Annotated in this window: 17 protein-coding genes, 1 tRNA gene and 1 pseudogene; 12 read left to right on the plus strand and 7 right to left on the minus strand. The window is 63.4% G+C overall.

Going from position 1 to position 17,539, the window contains the following annotated elements; genetic code table 11:
- Positions 1-80: 80 nt before the first annotated feature.
- Together ACO07W_RS15250 and ACO07W_RS15255 are read left to right on the plus strand one after the other, a co-directional pair.
- Entirely contained in the window at positions 81-1,460 is a 1,380-nt protein-coding gene (locus tag ACO07W_RS15250; protein ID WP_421844424.1) for a trypsin-like peptidase domain-containing protein, read from the plus strand.
- Positions 1,457-2,002 carry a MogA/MoaB family molybdenum cofactor biosynthesis protein gene (locus tag ACO07W_RS15255; protein WP_421844426.1) on the plus strand — a complete coding sequence of 182 codons (546 nt, stop codon included), beginning with the start codon at positions 1,457-1,459 and terminating at the stop codon, positions 2,000-2,002. Before ACO07W_RS15250 ends, ACO07W_RS15255 begins: the two co-directional genes overlap by 4 nt.
- 41 nt (positions 2,003-2,043) lie before the next feature.
- Here the strand turns inward: ACO07W_RS15255 and ACO07W_RS15260 are convergent, their stop codons facing one another.
- From ACO07W_RS15260 to ACO07W_RS15270, 3 genes are all read right to left on the minus strand, one after another.
- A complete protein-coding gene (locus ACO07W_RS15260) occupies positions 2,044-2,712 on the minus strand; it encodes an SAF domain-containing protein (RefSeq protein WP_421844428.1) in 669 nt (222 codons plus the stop codon).
- A gap of 65 nt (positions 2,713-2,777) precedes the next feature.
- Entirely contained in the window at positions 2,778-3,101 is a 324-nt protein-coding gene (locus ACO07W_RS15265; RefSeq protein ID WP_421844430.1) for an FmdB family zinc ribbon protein, read from the minus strand.
- 73 nt (positions 3,102-3,174) lie between these two features.
- Positions 3,175-3,768: a 5-formyltetrahydrofolate cyclo-ligase gene (locus ACO07W_RS15270; protein WP_421844432.1), complete on the minus strand. Its 594-nt coding sequence runs from the start codon at positions 3,766-3,768 to the stop codon at positions 3,175-3,177.
- Between the two features lie 85 nt (positions 3,769-3,853).
- Between ACO07W_RS15270 and ACO07W_RS15275 the strand changes: the two genes are divergently transcribed.
- The 5 genes from ACO07W_RS15275 (at position 3,854) to ACO07W_RS15295 (ending at position 8,257) form a co-directional block, all read left to right on the plus strand.
- Complete coding sequence (locus tag ACO07W_RS15275) at positions 3,854-4,765, plus strand: UTP--glucose-1-phosphate uridylyltransferase (RefSeq protein WP_421844434.1); 912 nt, start codon at positions 3,854-3,856, stop codon at positions 4,763-4,765.
- 76 nt (positions 4,766-4,841) lie between these two features.
- Positions 4,842-6,125 (plus strand): gephyrin-like molybdotransferase Glp, encoded by a 1,284-nt coding sequence (glp, locus tag ACO07W_RS15280; protein WP_421844436.1) that lies wholly within the window; start codon positions 4,842-4,844, stop codon positions 6,123-6,125.
- A gap of 20 nt (positions 6,126-6,145) precedes the next feature.
- Positions 6,146-6,799, plus strand: coding sequence for a GNAT family N-acetyltransferase (locus ACO07W_RS15285; RefSeq protein WP_421844438.1), 654 nt, complete (start codon positions 6,146-6,148; stop codon positions 6,797-6,799).
- A gap of 232 nt (positions 6,800-7,031) precedes the next feature.
- Positions 7,032-8,132, plus strand: a complete 1,101-nt coding sequence (gene glpR / locus ACO07W_RS15290) for a gephyrin-like molybdotransferase receptor GlpR (protein ID WP_421844440.1) — start codon at positions 7,032-7,034, stop codon at positions 8,130-8,132.
- A 52-nt stretch (positions 8,133-8,184) separates the two neighbouring features.
- Positions 8,185-8,257, plus strand: a tRNA-Ala gene (locus ACO07W_RS15295).
- A 155-nt stretch (positions 8,258-8,412) separates the two neighbouring features.
- Here ACO07W_RS15295 and ACO07W_RS15300 read toward each other — a convergent pair.
- Both ACO07W_RS15300 and ACO07W_RS15305 read right to left on the minus strand, forming a co-directional pair.
- Positions 8,413-8,868, minus strand: a complete 456-nt coding sequence (locus ACO07W_RS15300) for a peptidoglycan DD-metalloendopeptidase family protein (RefSeq protein ID WP_421844442.1) — start codon at positions 8,866-8,868, stop codon at positions 8,413-8,415.
- Between the two features lie 975 nt (positions 8,869-9,843).
- Complete coding sequence (locus ACO07W_RS15305; protein ID WP_421844444.1) at positions 9,844-11,817, minus strand: PE domain-containing protein; 1,974 nt, start codon at positions 11,815-11,817, stop codon at positions 9,844-9,846.
- A 382-nt stretch (positions 11,818-12,199) separates the two neighbouring features.
- Between ACO07W_RS15305 and ACO07W_RS15310 the strand changes: the two genes are divergently transcribed.
- On the plus strand, positions 12,200-12,451 hold the full coding sequence (locus tag ACO07W_RS15310; protein WP_421844446.1) for a hypothetical protein: 252 nt from the start codon (positions 12,200-12,202) through the stop codon (positions 12,449-12,451).
- Positions 12,452-12,472: 21 nt separating this feature from the next.
- Here the strand turns inward: ACO07W_RS15310 and ACO07W_RS15315 are convergent, their stop codons facing one another.
- Complete coding sequence (locus tag ACO07W_RS15315; protein WP_421844448.1) at positions 12,473-13,219, minus strand: class I SAM-dependent methyltransferase; 747 nt, start codon at positions 13,217-13,219, stop codon at positions 12,473-12,475.
- Positions 13,220-13,447: 228 nt separating this feature from the next.
- Here ACO07W_RS15315 and ACO07W_RS15320 point away from each other — a divergent pair, with 228 nt between their 5' ends.
- The 3 genes from ACO07W_RS15320 (at position 13,448) to ACO07W_RS15330 (ending at position 15,895) form a co-directional block, all read left to right on the plus strand.
- On the plus strand, positions 13,448-14,398 hold the full coding sequence (locus ACO07W_RS15320; protein WP_421846029.1) for a GNAT family N-acetyltransferase: 951 nt from the start codon (positions 13,448-13,450) through the stop codon (positions 14,396-14,398).
- 126 nt (positions 14,399-14,524) lie between these two features.
- On the plus strand, positions 14,525-15,208 hold the full coding sequence (locus tag ACO07W_RS15325) for a DUF5642 family protein (protein ID WP_421844450.1): 684 nt from the start codon (positions 14,525-14,527) through the stop codon (positions 15,206-15,208).
- Positions 15,209-15,235: 27 nt separating this feature from the next.
- Complete coding sequence (locus ACO07W_RS15330) at positions 15,236-15,895, plus strand: DUF5642 family protein (protein WP_421844452.1); 660 nt, start codon at positions 15,236-15,238, stop codon at positions 15,893-15,895.
- Positions 15,896-15,902: 7 nt separating this feature from the next.
- Here the strand turns inward: ACO07W_RS15330 and ACO07W_RS15335 are convergent, their stop codons facing one another.
- Complete coding sequence (locus ACO07W_RS15335) at positions 15,903-16,499, minus strand: alpha-ketoglutarate-dependent dioxygenase AlkB (RefSeq protein ID WP_421844454.1); 597 nt, start codon at positions 16,497-16,499, stop codon at positions 15,903-15,905.
- 105 nt (positions 16,500-16,604) lie between these two features.
- Here ACO07W_RS15335 and ACO07W_RS15340 point away from each other — a divergent pair.
- Positions 16,605-17,537 (plus strand): annotated as a pseudogene (locus tag ACO07W_RS15340) (arginine deiminase family protein); the annotation flags it as partial.
- Positions 17,538-17,539 lie beyond the last annotated feature (2 nt).

A 17,539-nucleotide genomic window follows, 5' to 3' on the forward strand; every position in this document is an offset into this window, starting at 1 on the left:
CCAGTTAAACCAAAGTCAAGCCCGGCACGGCCAAGTAGGTTTTCGAGTAAGCCCAAGCAAAGGAAGAGCGACTTAGCGACATGACGAATCACCCGAGGTATTCGCCACCGCCGCAGCAGCCGGGTTATGGTGCCGGGCTCAATCAGCCGGTGCCGCCCGCCTATGCCCAGGGGCAGCAGCAAACATACGACCGGCAGTTCGACTGGCGCTATCAGCAGGGGCGATCGTCTCAGCCGCAGTACCGTCAGCCCTATGAATCGGTCGGTAGTGGTGGGCCCGTTGCTGGGTCGGGTGTGGTACCCGGGATGCTTCCGCCGATGCCTGCTCCTCCTGGGGTAGTGCGTGAAAGACGCCCTCGCGCAGGCATGTTGGCTATCGGCGCGTTGGCCATCGCAGTGGTATCTGCCGGCATCGGCGGCGCGGCGGCATCGGTCATTGAGCTTGGTCGGCAACCGGCAACCGGCAGTGACACGGTTGCGGCGGGATCGGCTCCCAGTATTCCAGCGGCAAACATGCCGGTAGGCTCGGTGGAGCAGGTAGCCGCCAAGGTGGTGCCCAGTGTCGTCATGCTGGAGACCGATTTAGGTCGCCAGTCGGAGGAGGGCTCTGGCATAGTCCTGTCGGCCGATGGGCTGATCATGACCAACAACCATGTCGTCGCGGCTGCCGCCAAACCTGCCGGTCGCAAGGGGCCACAGCCTAAAACGACGGTGACTTTCTCGGACGGCCGTACCGCTTCGTTCACTGTGGTGGGGGCCGATCCCACCAGCGATATCGCTGTTGTCCGTGTTCGAGGTGTGTCAGGGCTTACCCCCATTTCGATCGGTTCCTCGTCGGACCTGCGGGTCGGCCAGCCGGTCTTGGCGATCGGATCGCCGTTGGGTTTGGAGGGCACCGTTACCACGGGGATCGTCAGTGCACTCAACCGGCCGGTATCGACGACCGGCGAAGCCGGCAACCAGAACACGGTGTTGGACGCGATTCAGACCGACGCAGCGATTAACCCCGGTAATTCGGGTGGGGCGCTGGTGAATATGAACGCTCAGCTTGTCGGCGTCAACTCCGCTATTGCCACCTTGGGTGTGGAATCAGGGGACGCCCAGAGCGGCTCAATCGGGCTTGGTTTTGCGATTCCGGTCGACCAGGCCAAACGCATCGCGGATGAGTTGATCAGCACCGGTACGGCGTCTCATGCGTCATTGGGTGTACAGGTCACCAATGACAAGGACGTCCCGGGCGCAAAGGTTGTGGAAGTAGTTGCGGGCGGTGCCGCCGCAGATGCTGGCGTACCCAAGGGCGTCGTGGTCACCAAGGTCGATGACCGGCCGATCAACAGCGCTGACGCCTTAGTGGCGGCCGTGCGGTCCAAGGCGCCGGGCGACAAGGTGGTTTTGACCTTTGAGGATCCGTCCGGCGGTAGCCGCACGCTTCAAGTCACCCTGGGGAAGGCGGATCAGTGATGGTCGATGCGCAGTGGTCAGACGGCAGATATACGGTTGCAACCATGGAACAAGGTGCGGAGATGGTAGTCGGCCGGGCACTCGTCGTCGTCGTCGACGATCGCACTGCGCATGGCGATGAAGACCACAGCGGGCCGCTCGTCACAGAATTGCTCACCGAGGCCGGGTTCGTCGTTGACGGTGTGGTCGCGGTCGCGGCCGACGAGGTCGAGATCAGAAACGCGTTGAACACAGCTGTGATCGGCGGTGTGGACTTGGTGGTGTCTGTCGGTGGCACCGGGGTGACGCCCCGCGATGTCACGCCAGAGGCCACCCGCGACATTCTGGACCGAGAAATTCTCGGTATCGCCGAAGCCGTCCGGGCCTCCGCGTTGTCCGCGGGCATCATTGACGCCGGATTGTCCCGCGGCTTGGCGGGTGTTTCCGGAAGTACGCTGGTCGTCAACCTCGCCGGCTCTCGCTATGCGGTGCGCGACGGGATGGCGACGTTGAATCCGCTGGCCACGCAGATCATCGGCCAATTGTCGAGTTTAGAGATCTGAATCTTTGATCTGGTTCGGGTCGCGCGACGGCGAGGTCCCGATCAGTGCAGGGTGAGGGTCACCGTTTGACCAAGCGTTGAACCTGCCACGGTGTTGGCCACCCCAGCCGGCAGCGCGACCAACACGACGCGGTCGCTTTCCGTGCCTTGAGCCGTGCGCCTGGCTGAGACAAGGACCACGACGGCGTCAGTGGCGACAACCTTGGTGGTGGCTTGGTTTGCCGCCTGCGAGTCGAGTGCTGGTGCCGCCAACACGTCGACCACATCTCCGACTCGAACAAGGTCGATGAGAGCCGAGTCGGCTAGATGCAGCGGCACGACGCGGGCTCCGGGGCCGGCCGTCGATTCGGCCAGCCTGCTGCCCAGCAGTCGGACGTTTGTGAGCACTTCGCCGCGCCTCGTTGGGCTGGCCAGCGTCGAACCGACCACTTCGCCGAGTTGGGCTTGTGCCCCGTCGGGAAGGGTTGCAGCCGAACGCTTTTCCATCCGGATATCGTCGCGGGTCAATGCCGTGCCGGGGCGCAGGTCGTGGGTGGCCACAACCACTTCGGCTAGATCAGCATCCGGATTCGACCGGATTGCCGCAACGCCGGCCAGCACCGCGAGTGCGCCGGCCGCGATGCGGCGGGCCAACACCGTTCGGGACCAATCCGGGCGCAGCAGCGTCGATAACCGGCTAAACAATCCGGGATTGAGCGAAGATTCCGGCACGCTGCAACGGTAGGCGCAGGACAGCGCCAGGAACTGTCAGGCTGAATCTCTTTGTGGATAACCGCTTAGCTCGACGTGGTCGCCGTAGATGTCGTGGAGCTGGTTGATTTCTCGGCTGAACCCGACGTTTTGCTCTCGGTCGACCCCGAACTCGTGGTTGAGTCGCTGGTGGAGGACGACCCGCTACTCGAATCGTTCGACTTCTTGCCCGACTCGCGGCTGTCGGTGCGGTAGAAGCCGCTGCCCTTGAACACGACGCCGACGGCGTTGAACAGCTTGCGCAGTCGACCGGAGCATTGTTTGCATGAGGTCAACGAATCCTCGGTGAAGGACTGCACAGCATCGAAGCGGTCGCCGCATTCGGTGCATTCGTAGCTATAGGTCGGCACAAAAACCTCCGGGTATATCAGTCCGATTTAGCACTCTATCGCTTCAAGTGCTAGAACCGCTACGTGAGTCTCGTCATTCCCGGCAGGGCAGTGCGAGTAGCCCGCGCTCCGGTGTGAGCGCGTGAGTCATCCGGATGTCGTGTGGTTCGGACGGTAACTCATCGACCAATTCCGCGTCCCGCACGACAGCGACCAGTTGGGCTTGGGGATCTCGGTACGTCAGCGAGCGATCGTAGAAGCCGCCGCCGCGGCCAAGTCGGATTCCGCTGCGGTCGACAGCCAGTGCCGGGACGAACACCAGGCCCGCTTCGGCGAGCACCGACTCGGGCAGCCAGGGCCCGGGCGGTTCGAGTAGTCCCCAGCGCCCGCGGGAAAGTTCGCCGGGTGTGTACTCGCCCCATTGCAGCGGCGAAGCAATACCGTTGGGAGTGGACCGTACGACCGGTAGCAGCACCCGTGCAGCCCGGTCCCGTAACGCATCGAGCATCTCGATCGATCCTGGTTCGGCGCCAACCGGGACGTATGCGCAGATTGTGGATGCGCCACTCGCGATGGTCGTCATCTGGGTGCGCAGCATGCAGGCTTCGGCAGCCCGAACGTCAGCGGCGACACGAGTTCGGGCTGCAAGCAGCTGTTCCCGCCACGCGGTCTTGCTTACGGTTGCCATACCTCTAACCATGACAGCGTGAGCTTTCCGCGGCCACGACGCCTCGGCAACGCCGATTCGTGACATGGGCGATATCGTGTGAACGATGTCTAGCCGCGAAGTGCAGGTTCCTTTCACCGCAATCGTCCCTGCGGCCGGGCTGGGCACGCGTTTTCTACCGGCGACAAAAACGGTGCCCAAGGAGCTGTTGCCGGTTGTTGACACCCCGGGCATCGAGCTGGTCGCTGCTGAGGCTGCCGGGGCCGGCGCCAAACGCTTGGTGATCGTCACCTCTGCGGGTAAAGACGGAGTCGTTGCGCATTTCGTCGAAGACCTCGTTTTGGAGGGCACGCTCGAGGCTCGTGGCAAGCAGGCCATGCTGGCCAAAGTGCGTCGGGCTCCCGCTCTGATCGAGGTTGAGTCCGTCGTGCAGTACGAGCCGCTCGGGCTGGGCCATGCTATTGGCTGCGTGGAGCCGACGCTCTCGGCTGCCGAGGACGCGGTCGCGGTGCTATTGCCCGATGACTTGGTGCTGCCGACCGGTGTTCTCGAGACCATGTCGAAAGTGCGGGCCCGCCGCGGCGGCACGGTGTTGTGCGCTATTGAGGTCGCACCGGACGAGATCAGCGCATACGGGGTTTTTGACGTCGAGACAGTGCCTGACGCCGCTAATCCCAATGTGCTGAAGGTCAAGGGCATGGTCGAGAAGCCCAAAGCCGAAGAAGCCCCGTCGATGTATGCGGCGGCCGGTCGTTATGTGTTGGATCGCGCCATATTCGATGCGCTGCGCCGCATCGACCGCGGCGCAGGTGGTGAAGTGCAGCTCACCGACGCCATTGCTTTGCTGATTGCCGAGGGGCATCCGGTACATGTTGTCGTGCACCGCGGATCCCGACACGACTTGGGAAATCCCGGCGGGTACCTCAAGGCTGCGGTTGACTTTGCATTGGATCGTGATGACTATGGGCCGGATCTGCGGCGATGGTTGGTGGCGCGATTGGGTCTGACCGAGGAGTAGCTGGGCGATAAGACTCGGGCCTGGCGACGATACGGCTGCGGACGATCCGCCTGATTCGACGGCAGAAAGGCGCGCTGTGCGTTCAGTGGAGGAGCAGCAGGCCCGGATCTCGGCCGCCGCGGTAGCCCCAAGACCAATACGTGTCGCCATTGCTGAGGCGCAGGGATTGATGTGTGCCGAAGAAGTGGTCACCGAGCGCCCGCTGCCGGGCTTCGATCAGGCCGCGATCGATGGTTACGCGGTACGCAGTGTCGACGTACTCGGCGTCGGCGAGTCCGCTCCCAGACATGACGAAGCCGATGATTTCGTTGACGAGGACGGGCGTGACGTGCTGACCCTGCCGGTGATGGGATCCATCGATGCCGGCTCTCGCACACCCAGCAGGCTGCAGCCCCGTCAGGCTGCCCGGGTGCAGACCGGGGCTCCGCTACCGACGCTGGCCGACGCGGTTCTGCCGTTGCGGTGGACCGACGGAGGCACGTCGCGCGTGCGAGTGCTGCGCGGTGCGCCGGCGGGTGCTTATGTACGGCGTACCGGCGATGACGTGCAGCCCGGTGATGTCGCCGTGCGGGCCGGGGCGATCATCGGCGCTGCCCAGGTCGGTTTGTTGGCGGCAGTCGGCCGGGAACGGGTGCTGGTGCACCCCCGCCCGCGTCTGTCGATCCTGGCAGTCGGGGGTGAGTTGGTCGATATTTCGCGAACCCCCGGTAACGGGCAGGTTTACGACGTCAATTCCTATGCGTTGGCTGCCGCCGGCCGGGATGCCGGTGCCGAGGTGAACCGGGTGGGCATCGTCAGCAACGACCCGAAGGAACTCGGTGAGGTTGTGCGGGGCCAGATCAACCGGTCTGAGGTCGTGGTAATCGCAGGTGGGGTCGGCGGCGCGGCGGCCGAGGCGGTGCGGTCGGTGCTGTCCGCGCTCGGCGAGATGGAGGTTGTCCGCGTTGCTATGCATCCGGGATCTGTCCAGGGCTTCGGTCAGCTCGGTCCGGAAGGTGTTCCGACATTTCTGCTGCCGGCCAATCCGGTAAGCGCCTTGGTGGTTTTCGAGGTGATGGTCCGGCCGCTGATCCGGCTGTCGCTGGGCAAGCGCCACTCGTTGCGGCGGATCGTCCAGGCTCGCGCGCTGTCGCCAGTTACGTCGGTCGCTGGGCGCAAGGGATACCTGCGCGGTCAGCTGATGCGCGATCAAGACACCGGCGAATATCTGGTCCAGGCTCTGGGCGGTGCTCCCGGGGCGTCGTCGCACTTGCTGGCGACGCTTGCGGAAGCAAACTGTCTGGTTGTCGTTCCCAGCGGTGCGGAGCAAATTCGCACCGGGGAGATCGTCGACGTCGCCTTCTTGGCTCAGCACGGCTAGCGGCAGCACGGCAAATTCTTGTGAATCTGTGGGGCTCCAACGCACGGCATCCGGGTTGGCCGATGGCCGTCGGGCCACTGCGGGTTGATGCCGGGCAGATCCGATTGCGGCCGATCCGGATGCGGGACGGAGCGCATTGGAGCCGGATCCGGTTGGCCGACCGCGCCTACCTTGAGCCGTGGGAGCCCAGCCCGGAAGGGGATTGGACTGTCCGGCACTCGGTTGCTGCGTGGCCGCCAGTGTGTTCGGGTTTGCGTTCGGAGGCCCGCAAAGGTCGCATGCTGCCGTATGTGATCGAGCTGGACGGACAGTTTTGCGGTCAGCTGACCATCGGGAACGTCACGCATGGAGCACTACGGTCCGCCTGGATCGGCTACTGGGTACCGAGTTTTGCGACCGGTGGCGGGGTGGCCACCGGAGCGTTGGCGTTGGGCCTGGACCACTGCTTCGGACCAGTCACGTTGCACCGTGTCGAGGCAACGGTGCGTCCGGAGAACGCCGCTAGCCGGGCTGTATTGGCCAAGGTCGGCTTTCGGGAAGAAGGACTGTTGCGCCGCTACCTCGATGTCGACGCAGCGTGGCGAGACCATCTGTTAATGGCCCTCACTATTGAAGAGGTGGATGGGTCGGTGGCGTCGACTCTGGTACGTGCCGGGCACGCTAGCTGGACCTGAGGGGGTAGGTGGGCGGGCCGAGCAACAGGCGTGAGCTGTCCGGACTGGGTGACCCGTCTCAATGCTTGGTAGCTGTTGCGCGCGGAATTCCCCAAGAATCCTGTTACTAACGTGACACGTGGTGCGTGTGGTGCTTGTAAGACACGAATTACAGGTGTGTAATTGCGGTGGGCGCTTTTGGCCCGGCCGCGCAGGCCACTGACGTGCCTCGCGGGAAAGGAGCAGGTAAGTCATGCCAAGCATCCCGCAATCGTTGTTGTGGATTTCGCTTGTGGTGCTCTGGCTGTTCGTGCTGGTGCCGATGCTGATCAGCAAACGTGACGCCGTCCGGCGCACCAGCGACGTGGCCTTAGCGACCCGGGTACTGACCGGCGGTGCAGGTGCTCGTCTGCTGCGGCGTACGGGTCCGGCCGCGGGGCATCGCAGTGATCCCCACTGGCGGCCCGGGGAAGACTGGGAGCACGAGGCTTTCGACGGCGAACTCACCGACGTCGAGCAGGATCAAGATGCCGACGATGGGCGTGGTCGGGAAGCGGTCGTCGTGCCGGTTGCAGATACCGGTGACGATCAAGACGCGGAGGCCGACGAGCCCGACTATCTGGACGTTGACGTTGTCGACGAAGATTCCGCGGCGCCTCCGGCGGGAGGTGGCACACAGGTAACCGAGCCGGCGCTGCTCGCGGTCGACTGCTCGGCCGACACCGAAGAATTCGATACCGAAGAATTTGAAACCGTTGCAGGATATGTCGTCCAGGACGCCGGCCACGACGGACAGCCCGCTGATCAAGAGCAAATCGGCGAGTACGAATTTGTCGAGGACTCATCCGGGTTGGAGGCTGAGCAGACCGAGGGCGACGACGATGAACCCCCGGTGACCGTCACGGCGGGCTCGTCGCGCTGGCGCCGGTACGACACAAAGACCGCGGCCGCGGTGAGCGCGCGCAAATACGTGTTCCGCAAACGCGTGCTGATGACGATGGCGGTGGTTCTAGTCGGCTCAGCCACTGCCGCGTTTGAGGTAACGCCGTTGGCGTGGTGGGTATGCGGCAGCGCAACCGCGGTGACGGTGCTCTACCTGGCATATCTGAGGCGACAGACTCGGATCGAGGAGAAGGTACGTCGGCGCCGGCTGCAGCGGGTGGCACGGGCGCGAGTTGGCGTGGAGAACGATCATGACCGTGACTATGACGTCGTGCCGTCTCGTCTGCGCCGCCCCGGTGCGGTCGTTCTTGAGATCGACGACGGCGACCCGATCTTCGAGCACTTGGACGATCCGGAGTCGATGCGTGGCTTCGGGTGGCCCAGAGACCTGCCACGTGCCGTCGGTCAGTAGGGCTTGCAATGTTCGGCCCAAAGGGTCGCGACTGGTAGCCTGCTAGCGATCAGGGGCTATGGCGCAGTTGGTAGCGCGACTCGTTCGCATCGAGTAGGTCAGGGGTTCGATTCCCCTTAGCTCCACTTATTTATTGTGAGCTGCGTGAATTCGGCTGTTTGACCCGTGTCAGGACTTTCCGCAGCGAGCACGGGTTCCTATCCGGGGCGCGGGGCCGCCACGTGGTCGGCCTCGCAAGCGATATCGTCCTAACTGGACTCGAGGGTGAGTTTGGTTGTGGTCATCGGCGATCGTCGGCGGTCATCGGAGGGTTGATCGCGTTGCGGAGCAACGGCATAGGGTCGGTCTTGACCGCCGGGTTGTATTCACCGGGCATATAAGAAACGTGTAGGTGCGGGGCGGTGCCGCCGTTGGTAGCTGAATCGGGATTGATCCGCGCAACCCGCTGCCCGGCCCGCACAACGTCGCCGACAGCTACCTCACTGATGATGTGTCCGAGTTCCCAAACCCCGTGATCGGACGCAATGACGAGCCAGCCAGCCGGGTCAGGTCCGCCGTAACCCCGTGCCGCTCCAGTGAAGAGAACACGGCCGCCCTCGGGTGCGTACACGGCACGGTTCCCGCTGCCGCCTGGGAATCCGAAATCAACTCCGTAGTGAAAACCACCACGGCGCGGCCCGTACGGCGAGGTGAGGATACGACCAGATTCCAGCGGCCAGTACGTCACGGCTGACATTTGCTGCAGCTGCGATAGAGGCGGTGGGTCGTGTGTCATTTGTCCGTAGCGGAAAAGTAGTTTCCGACGGATGCCGGGGACGCGACAGTGAACCCGGACCACGTTAGTGGGCTGATCTCCCACAGGGATGTGTTCATTCTTCCCTCCGCAATGGATGGAGTTGTCCGACGATCCATACCGGCAGCATGTGTGGCGACAGGATCGCGACGCATACCAAACGGGAACACGGTCGGCCGCAGGTGGCCCGCACCACACGCAGCGCGCTTCGGGTGCCGCAGTTACCGTGCGGGCCAAGGCAACCTGCCGCGGATGCTGGCCTCGACGCGAGCCAGGAGAGCTGGGTGGTGATCGTTGTCGTCGAGGTTGCCCGAGACGCAGTCTGTGACATCCATGAAGGCAAGACGGCAACGGCCAGAGTTCTTTGACCGGTAGCGTTTGCGCGCCTGCTCGGTGTGGCCCGGCCGCACCTAAGTGGAGTTGGGTGTCCAGCACGCGCGTGATTGGGCGGGCAAGTTGGCTCCTTCCGGCGCCTAACCTGGGATCTCGTGGAGCTGTGTGGTGGAGATGCTGAGACCGCCCGGTTTTAGGTACCCCGCGCCGGCAGGACTGGTGGATGGCCGGCGCGGGGCCCTTCCGTCGCAACATGCGAGAAGCAGGAATCTCGGCGCAACGGAAGACTCTTTGAGCACCGCCGGGCTGCGATGTCTCCGAGGATTACAGCTTGTGCCTTCAGCGGGCAAAGAACATCAGCCAAGATGCGTAAACGGGTGCGATCACCGTCTGCGCTAGTTGGCAGCGCTACACCGAGCCGGATCTTCTTCCGAACGGTTTGTGCGCGTGTGAACTGGCTTTCTGGCGTAGCGGAGGGTGTCGTACTGGGCTGCGCTGATACCGCGGTTCTCGTGGGTAGACGCGGCTGGGGCGTCGAAGCTATGTCAGACGCAATCAACAATTGACGGCCCATTCCGTGGCTTCCTAGGTGACGAAGGGGTTAAATACTGGCGGGATGATTTGGTTGCCGGTCACGCCGGTGAGCCTGACCCAGATCTGTGCGGGGATATTCACTGCCTGGTAGATGCCGGCGCCGATCCAGGAGACCGGTTCCTGTAAGAAGGCGGGCACCGCATCGACGATGTCACTTACCCCCTCGTAGACGAAGAAGGGGATCGTTGCCGCGATCGTGCGCGACGCCAGATTGAGTTGGGTGCCGACATCGGGATAACCCTGAGCGGCGAATGAGGCGCTGAGCACACTGAACAGGTTGGCTCCCGGATCAACAAAGGTGCCACCGAAGCTGGGATCCGTCAGGGGCGCTCCCTGCATATATGGCAGCGGCGCAATGCCGAATTGGTCCATGATGGTTGGCGTTGTACTGACGATTTGCCATGCGTTGTTGATATACCCGTCTGTCGCATCGGTGTAGGCCTCATCAAAGATGAGGAATGTCGCTGTCTCACGGGGTGATTGGAACCCGTGGCCCAAGCCGAACGGGTCGCCCGCTGTGTGACCGTGATCGGTGACGACGAGCGTGGTGAATTCCTCGCCGTTGTTGAGGGGATTGGCCTCCCATTCAGCTACTGCCCCCAACAACCCACCGCCACCTACGGTTTGGGAACCAAGATTTTCATCCATGTTCCGGATAGCCAGCTCGTACTGCGGCGAATCGCCGCCGTACAGATGGCCGACTTCATCAACACCGACGAAGTAAGAGAAGATGAGGTTGCCCTTATCTGGATCGGCGGCCAGGATTGCGGCCTGAGACTTCGTGCCGACGAGGTCCTGGGTAGCAGTCCAATTCGTGTCGCCCGCGATTTGCGGGACGAATTCGATGGTGTCGGCGGGGTGCGAGCCTGCGCCAGCGATTTGAGTTATGATCTCCCAATTGCCGATGACCGTGGTGTTGACCTCGTCGCCATAGGTCATCTCGAGTTGGTTGTAGACGGTTGACCATGTGTCGTATGTCCACGGGGTGAAGACGTTGTTGGTGACGCCAGCGGTCTCGCTCCACACGCCGGTCTGGATGGTGGTCCACGAAGGGTTGGAGACGGTGGTGTGTCCGACGATCGTCGACGCAGAGGTGACGCTCTGTTCCATCAGTGCGTGAAAGTTCGGGGTGCCAAGCGGGTCGGCAAGGATTTTGCTCAAGTTCGTACCATCGGTGCCGACCAACAGGAAATTCGCGTCTGGTGTGGCCATGAGCAGAGCGAGAGCCTCTTGTTGAGACGCCGCTAACAGCACGTTTTCTTGCCCGGCCGAGCCGGCGGCGCCCGCGGCGCCAAACAATGACAATGCTCTGCCGCCGAACCCGCCGGCTCCCGCGGTGATGGCTCCTGCTCCAACGCCGCCAACACCGCCGGCCCCGCCGTTGCCCAGCAACCAGCCGCCGGTGCCGCCGGTGCCGCCGGTGCCGCCTCCGATACCACCGGCGCCGCCGACGCCGCCGTTGCCGATCAATCCGGCACTACCGCCGGGGCCGCCCATCTGGCCCGGTGCCCCGGAGCCGCCCGTGCCGCCATTGCCCCACAGAATTCCGCCAGCCCCACCGGGTTGCCCGGTGCCGGGCGCGCCGTTGGCCCCGTTGCCGATCAGCGGACGCCCCAACAGCATGTTCGTCGGCGCGTTGATCACACTCAGGATGTCGTTGATGGGGGCCTGAAGCGTATGGGCATTGGCCGCCTCCGCGGCCGCATACGCCCCGCTGGCGGCGCCCAATGCCTGCGTAAATTGGTCGTGAAACGTCGCCGCCCGCGCACTGATCGCTTGGTATTCCTGGGCGTGGCCGGAAAACAGCGACGCGATCGCCGCCGACACTTCGTCGCCAGCAGCAGCGATCAGCGTGCTGGTCGGGGCCAGCGCTGCCAGGTTCGCAGCCCTGACCGAGGAGCCGATCGCGGCCGCATCCGTCGCTGCCGTCGTCAACAGGTCCGGTGCGGCGATCAGATACGACATCGTGGCCTCTCCTGAGAATCGGAGAACAATGTGATACGGCCCACAATTACACGATTCCGATAGTTTCGTGAGTGATCCGGAAATGTAGTACGTGGGCGGCATGCAAGACGGCCAGCTGTGTGGGGACTCCAGTTGGGCCGATCGCGGTGATCTATGGCGCACGCGGGCATTCCTGCCTTGTGTGCCAGCTTCGACACCTGGTGATCAACGCATCCGGATCTTCCCGAGACACATCGCGCGCTAGCCGGGCGTGGATCGGTAATGCGCTGTGGCTGCCTCGATCTGGTGGAGGCTAATGGGGATCCAATAATTAGCTGAACATTCGCTAAGACGGGCGTGCCCGCAGCGTATTCCGTCTCTGATCGGTCGTAGTGTCGGGGCCATGAGCACCAAGTATTACTTGCAGAAGGTACCTGTCGAATCGGTTGTTCCCGGCCATTCCCTTGCCGTTCGTCGTGATGGTGACCACCGGCTGTTCCAGGTTGACTGCACCCAAATGTCGCAGCGTAGTGGTAAACCGGTGATGGTCAAGCTCATGACGGAGCCGGCCAATGGTGGCGATCCGTGGGTCGTGGAGTATGAAGCGGGTACGCCCGTGGTCCGGCTCCTCGGCGTGTGCGCGGCTGTTTCGTAGCGCGTGGCACGGCCGGGTTGGCTATCCGGGCTTGCTGGCGGTGACGAACTGTAGCGCACGTTGCGTCTGCTGCTCCACGTCGACCAGGCCCGCTGACCAGAGCAAGTCTACGAATGCGTTTCGGTCGAACATTGTTACACCGATCGCATTGGCGGCGCTGGTCAACGCGTACCGGATGGGAGCCTGTTGGCCGGAATAACTGGTCAGGATTGCGATCCGGCCGCCCGGCTGTAGCGCCCGGATCATCTCGCGGGTAACCCGGAACGGCTCGGGCATCAAGTACAACGCGCCGAAACAGCAGACAGCGTCGAATGTTCCAGCGGCGAACGGCAGCGTGCGAGCGTCACCGCGGACATAGCATGTGCCCGGCCCGCTGTTGTCCAATACCGCACGAGTCAGCATCGGCGCGGAAATGTCGAAGCCGACCGCAAGACCTCGCGACGGCAGCTGTTTTGCCAGGGGCGCAGTGAAATTTCCCGGTCCGCAAGCGACGTCGAGCAATCTGCTGGCGTTTGACAGGCGCAGCGCTGCCGCTGCGCGACGCTGTTCGGCCCCAGTGGTAACACCACTGGCAAGGTAGAAGGACGTCGGACGCCACAGTCTTTCGTACACGTTCGCCACGAACGGGCTGTTCATTGCCCGTTGGGCGAACGTCGGAGCCGGAGAACTCGCGGTTTCGCCCAAGACGTCCAGGAAACCCTGTCTTAACGCCGCTGGCTGGTTGAGCAGATCACGGGTCAGCTCGATTGGATCCTGGCTGCGGCTCATCTAGGCAGAGTATTGTGACGGCTTGCCGCAGTAGTAGCCGGCGCCCTAGCCTGGGGCGCATCGAGACGTGAGCTTGAGGCGTTGGGCAGTCACCGATAGTACGGAGCGGGGGCGGCGGGTCATGGGAATGTGGGCACCGCGGACTTCATTCCGCGGACTCCCGCTTGCTATCGCCGCGATGTTGCTGAGTACGAGTTGACCGAAGCCCGGATCGAAGAACTCGCTGGCATGGATATCTTTGCCGGATGCCCGCCCGATGATTTGATGGCGTTTGCCGCGTGCGTTGCCCCGCTGCGGGCCGGCGCGGGCGAGGTGCTGCTGCGGCAAGGTGAGCAGGCGGTCTCCTTCCTGCTCATCTCGGCGGGTAGAGCCGAGGTCAAACACGTTGGTCGTGACGGTGTGGCAGTTGTCGAGCAAGTGTTGCCGGGAATGATCGTGGGGGAAATCGCTCTGTTGCGCGACATTCCGCGCACGGCGACAGTTGCCACGGTGGAGCCGCTTACCGGCTGGATTGGCGACAGCCAAGCGTTTGCTCGAATGCTGCGCATGCCGGGGGTTTTGCAGCGATTGTTGCGCACGGTCCGTCAGCGGCTCGCTGCTTTCATAACTCCGATCCCGCTGCGGCTGCGCGAGGCAGGTGAACTGATGTTGCGCCCGGTTCTCCCCGGCGACAGGGAGCGAACGGTGCTCGGGCACGTGCAATTCTCCCGTGAGACCCTGTACCGGCGATTTATGTCGCCGGGTGTTCCCGGGGATGCGCTAATGCACTACCTGGCCGAAGTCAACTACGTTGACCACTTCGTCTGGGTGGTAACTGACAGAGGCGATCCCGTGGCCGATGCGCGCTTTGTCCGCGACAAGCTCGATCCGACGGTCGCTGAAATCGCGTTCACCGTCGCCGATGCGTATCAGGGCAAGGGGATTGGTAGCTTTCTGATCGACGCGTTGTTTATCGCTGCACGGGTTGTTGGAATCCAGAAGTTTTTTGCCCGGGTGCTTTCCGGCAATGCGCCAATGCGTGCGATCTTGGACCGCCACGGCGCGATCTGGCAGCGTGAAGACGTCGGCATTGTCACCACCGTTGTCGATGTACCGTGCGTGGGCGACCTGGCCCTCGGGGGCGAGATGGCCGGTCAAGTCAACCGCGTCGCTCAGCATGTGATTGAAGCGGTTGGCTGAGGCTTGGCAGTGGGCTCCCAATGCCAGCTGGTGGGGGAGGGGCTTAAGCGGGACGTGGTTTTCCTGATAGCTCAGGTCCGGCCGCATCCGGCTCCCCGACGCTCACCTGCCGTGATATGAACGGGCGTGCGGCGGTTTTGGACTGGTTTGGTGACAGCCATGTTGGTGTCCGCGTGCGCGCAGTCGCCGGCGCCATCGCTTTCACCGGCACCATCGGGCCGGTCAGCGCGTGGCACCATCAATCCCGCTAATATCAGGAGGGTCATTCGGGAGCTGCCGCCGGGCTATGAGGTGACCAGCAGCGTCCCCAATGCGACTTCACCTGTAGTGATCTGGGGTTTGGGCGCAGATCCAGCGGAAGTACGCGCGCAGCCGCCGCCGTGCAAGAGGCTCGCAGATCCGGGCAATGGACGCAACCAGTACGCGCAAGGTGTGTCCGGCTCAGGTGTGGGCGGAATCATCAACGCAGTGGTAGTGGCTTTCACGTCGGGCTCGGCGACACTGGACCACAACGTGGTCGCGGCTTGCCGGCGGTGGACGTTGAGCACTCGGCGTGCAACGGCCAGGGTCAAGCTCACCGAGGCTCCACGCATTGATGGTGTCGAAACCGTCGGCCTCGTAGCCGACATCCGGATGTCTGTTGAGGCTGGAATCGAAATCGTTTCGCGGGCGCACACGTTCATCGCATACCTAGGCGACTACTACGCGTTTACGACACTGATCACTGACCCCGGTTCGGCGTTTCCGCCGCTGAAGCCGCGTTTCGCCGCTGATCTACTGGTCGAAACGGTGCCGACGTTGCGCAGCTGAACAGCAGCGTTGGGTAAATTGGCCACGATGTTGAGGTTGGTACTCGCGATCGGATCTGTGTGCGGGCTCGTAGGCTGCTCATCTGGCGCCAACTCCGCGCAGTCCACGCATGCTGACATCGCCAAAATCATTGAGGTGAAGGAGAGCTTCGGGCCGGAGTTCAAAGTCACCACCGTCGCTCTGCGCGCCATTGATCCCAAGTTCTTTTCCTCGCAGAAGTTGCCGCCCGGGCTCAGGTTCGATCCGTCGGCCTGCTCGAAAATGGCGGCCGGACCGGAGATGCCGCAGGGACTGCAAGGAAATATGGCCGCGGTGTCCGCCGAAGGTAAAGGCAACCGATTCGTCGTGATCGCGGTGGAGACCTCCCGGCCGCTGCCGTTCAAGGATCCGGGAAAAGAGTGCGAAAAGGTGGCCTTTTTCGGAAGCCGAATACGCGGGGGTGTTGAGGCGGTCGAGGCGCCGCACATTGACGGCGCGCAGACGCTGGGTGTGCACCGTGTGCTGCAAGCGATGGTAGGCGGAGCGGCAAGAACCGGCGAGCTCTACGACTACTCCGCACAGTTCGGTGACTATCAGGTAAGCGTGATCAGCAATCCGCTCGTGGTTCCGGGGCAGCCGGTTGCGCCGGTCGACACAGAACGTGCACGCGACTTGCTGGTCAAAGCGGTTGCAGCGGTCCGCAGTTAAGGCATCCCTAGCGGACGTCGCGCGCCCGGAACTGGATACTGACGCGCGGGCCGGCTGGCGCTGACGTTTTGGGAACCGCATGCTCCCAGGTGCGTTGGCACGATCCGCCCATCACCAGCAGATCGCCGTGTGTCAGCGGCATGCGCAACGACGGGCCGCCGGCGCGCGGTCGCATCGCGAAAACGCGGGTTGCGCCGAGGCTGACGATGGCCACCATGGTGTCGGCGTAGCCGCCGCGACCGGCGGTATCGCCATGCCAGGCCACGCTGTCGGAGCCGTTGCGGTAGCAACACAGTCCAACGGTGGTGAAGGGCTCGCCGAGTTCGCCGGCGTAGATGTCGTTGAGCCGCCGCCGCAGCCGGATCAGCTGTGGGTGCGGCGGATCGTCGATCGTGAGGTCGTAGAAACTCACCAACCGGGGAACGTCGACTACTCGGTCATACATCGCGCGGCGTTCTGCCCGCCACGGCACGGTCGACAACAACGCGTCGAGCAGATCTCCGCCTCCGGCCAGCCAACCGGAACGTATGTCGATAAAGGCGCCGTTGCCGAGTTGTCTACGCTCGTTGTGCTCGAATAGCGAGCCCTGCACCGCAATTGCCACGACCCCTAGGTTATCGCACATTCGTTCGATAGGGCGCGGGCTATCGGCCTGGTGTCGTGGGTCCACAATGCGACTCCAGCGATCGGCGCGGCTACGGTTCTAGCTGTGGCTGTTGTCGAGTTGGGTTCCAATTCCGAGGTTGGCCCGCTGCGGGTCGCGATCCTGCATCGTCCGGGCGCCGAGCTGCGCCGGCTTACCCCTCGCAACAGCGACCAGCTGCTCTTCGACGGGTTGCCGTGGGTGTCGCGCGCGCAGGAAGAACACGACCAGTTCGTTGAGCTGTTGCGGAATCGCGGGGTGGAGGTATTGCTGCTCTCCGAACTGCTGACTGAAGCCCTGAACCACAGCGGAGCAGCCCGAATGCACGGGGTGGCCGCCGCGGTGGATGAGCGCCGGCTCGGGGTGCCTCTGGCACAAGAGCTTTCAGCGTATCTGCGTGGCCTCGACGCGGGCCGGTTGGCGCACATCCTGACCGCTGGAATGACGTTCAACGAACTCCCGCCGGATACTCGGACCGACGTTTCGTTGGTGCTGCGGATGCGACACGGAGCCGACTACGTCATAGAGCCGCTGCCGAACCTGGTGTTCACCAGGGACTCGTCGATCTGGGTGGGGCCGCGGGTGGTGATTCCGTCGCTAGCGCTTCGGGCGCGGGCGCGAGAGGCATCGTTGACCGACCTGATCTATGCACACCATCCGCGTTTCACCGGCGTGCGACGTGCGAACGAATCGCGGACCGCCCCAGTCGAGGGCGGCGACGTCCTCTTGCTCGCGCCGGGTGTCCTGGCTGTCGGCGTAGGCGAGCGGACCAGTCCGGCTGGCGCGGAAGCGTTGGCGCGTAGCCTTTTTGACGACAACCTAGCGACCACTGTGCTCGCTGTGCCGATTGAACAAAAGCGTGCGCAAATGCATCTGGACACGGTATGCACAATGGTCGACACCGACACGGTGGTGATGTATGCCAATGTCGTAGACACCTTGTCGGCGTTCACAATTCAGCGCACAGCCGGTGGCGTATCCATAAGCGAAGCGGCTCCCTA

This window comes from Mycobacterium sp. (genome assembly GCF_965230835.1).
Lineage (GTDB): Bacteria > Actinomycetota > Actinomycetes > Mycobacteriales > Mycobacteriaceae > Mycobacterium.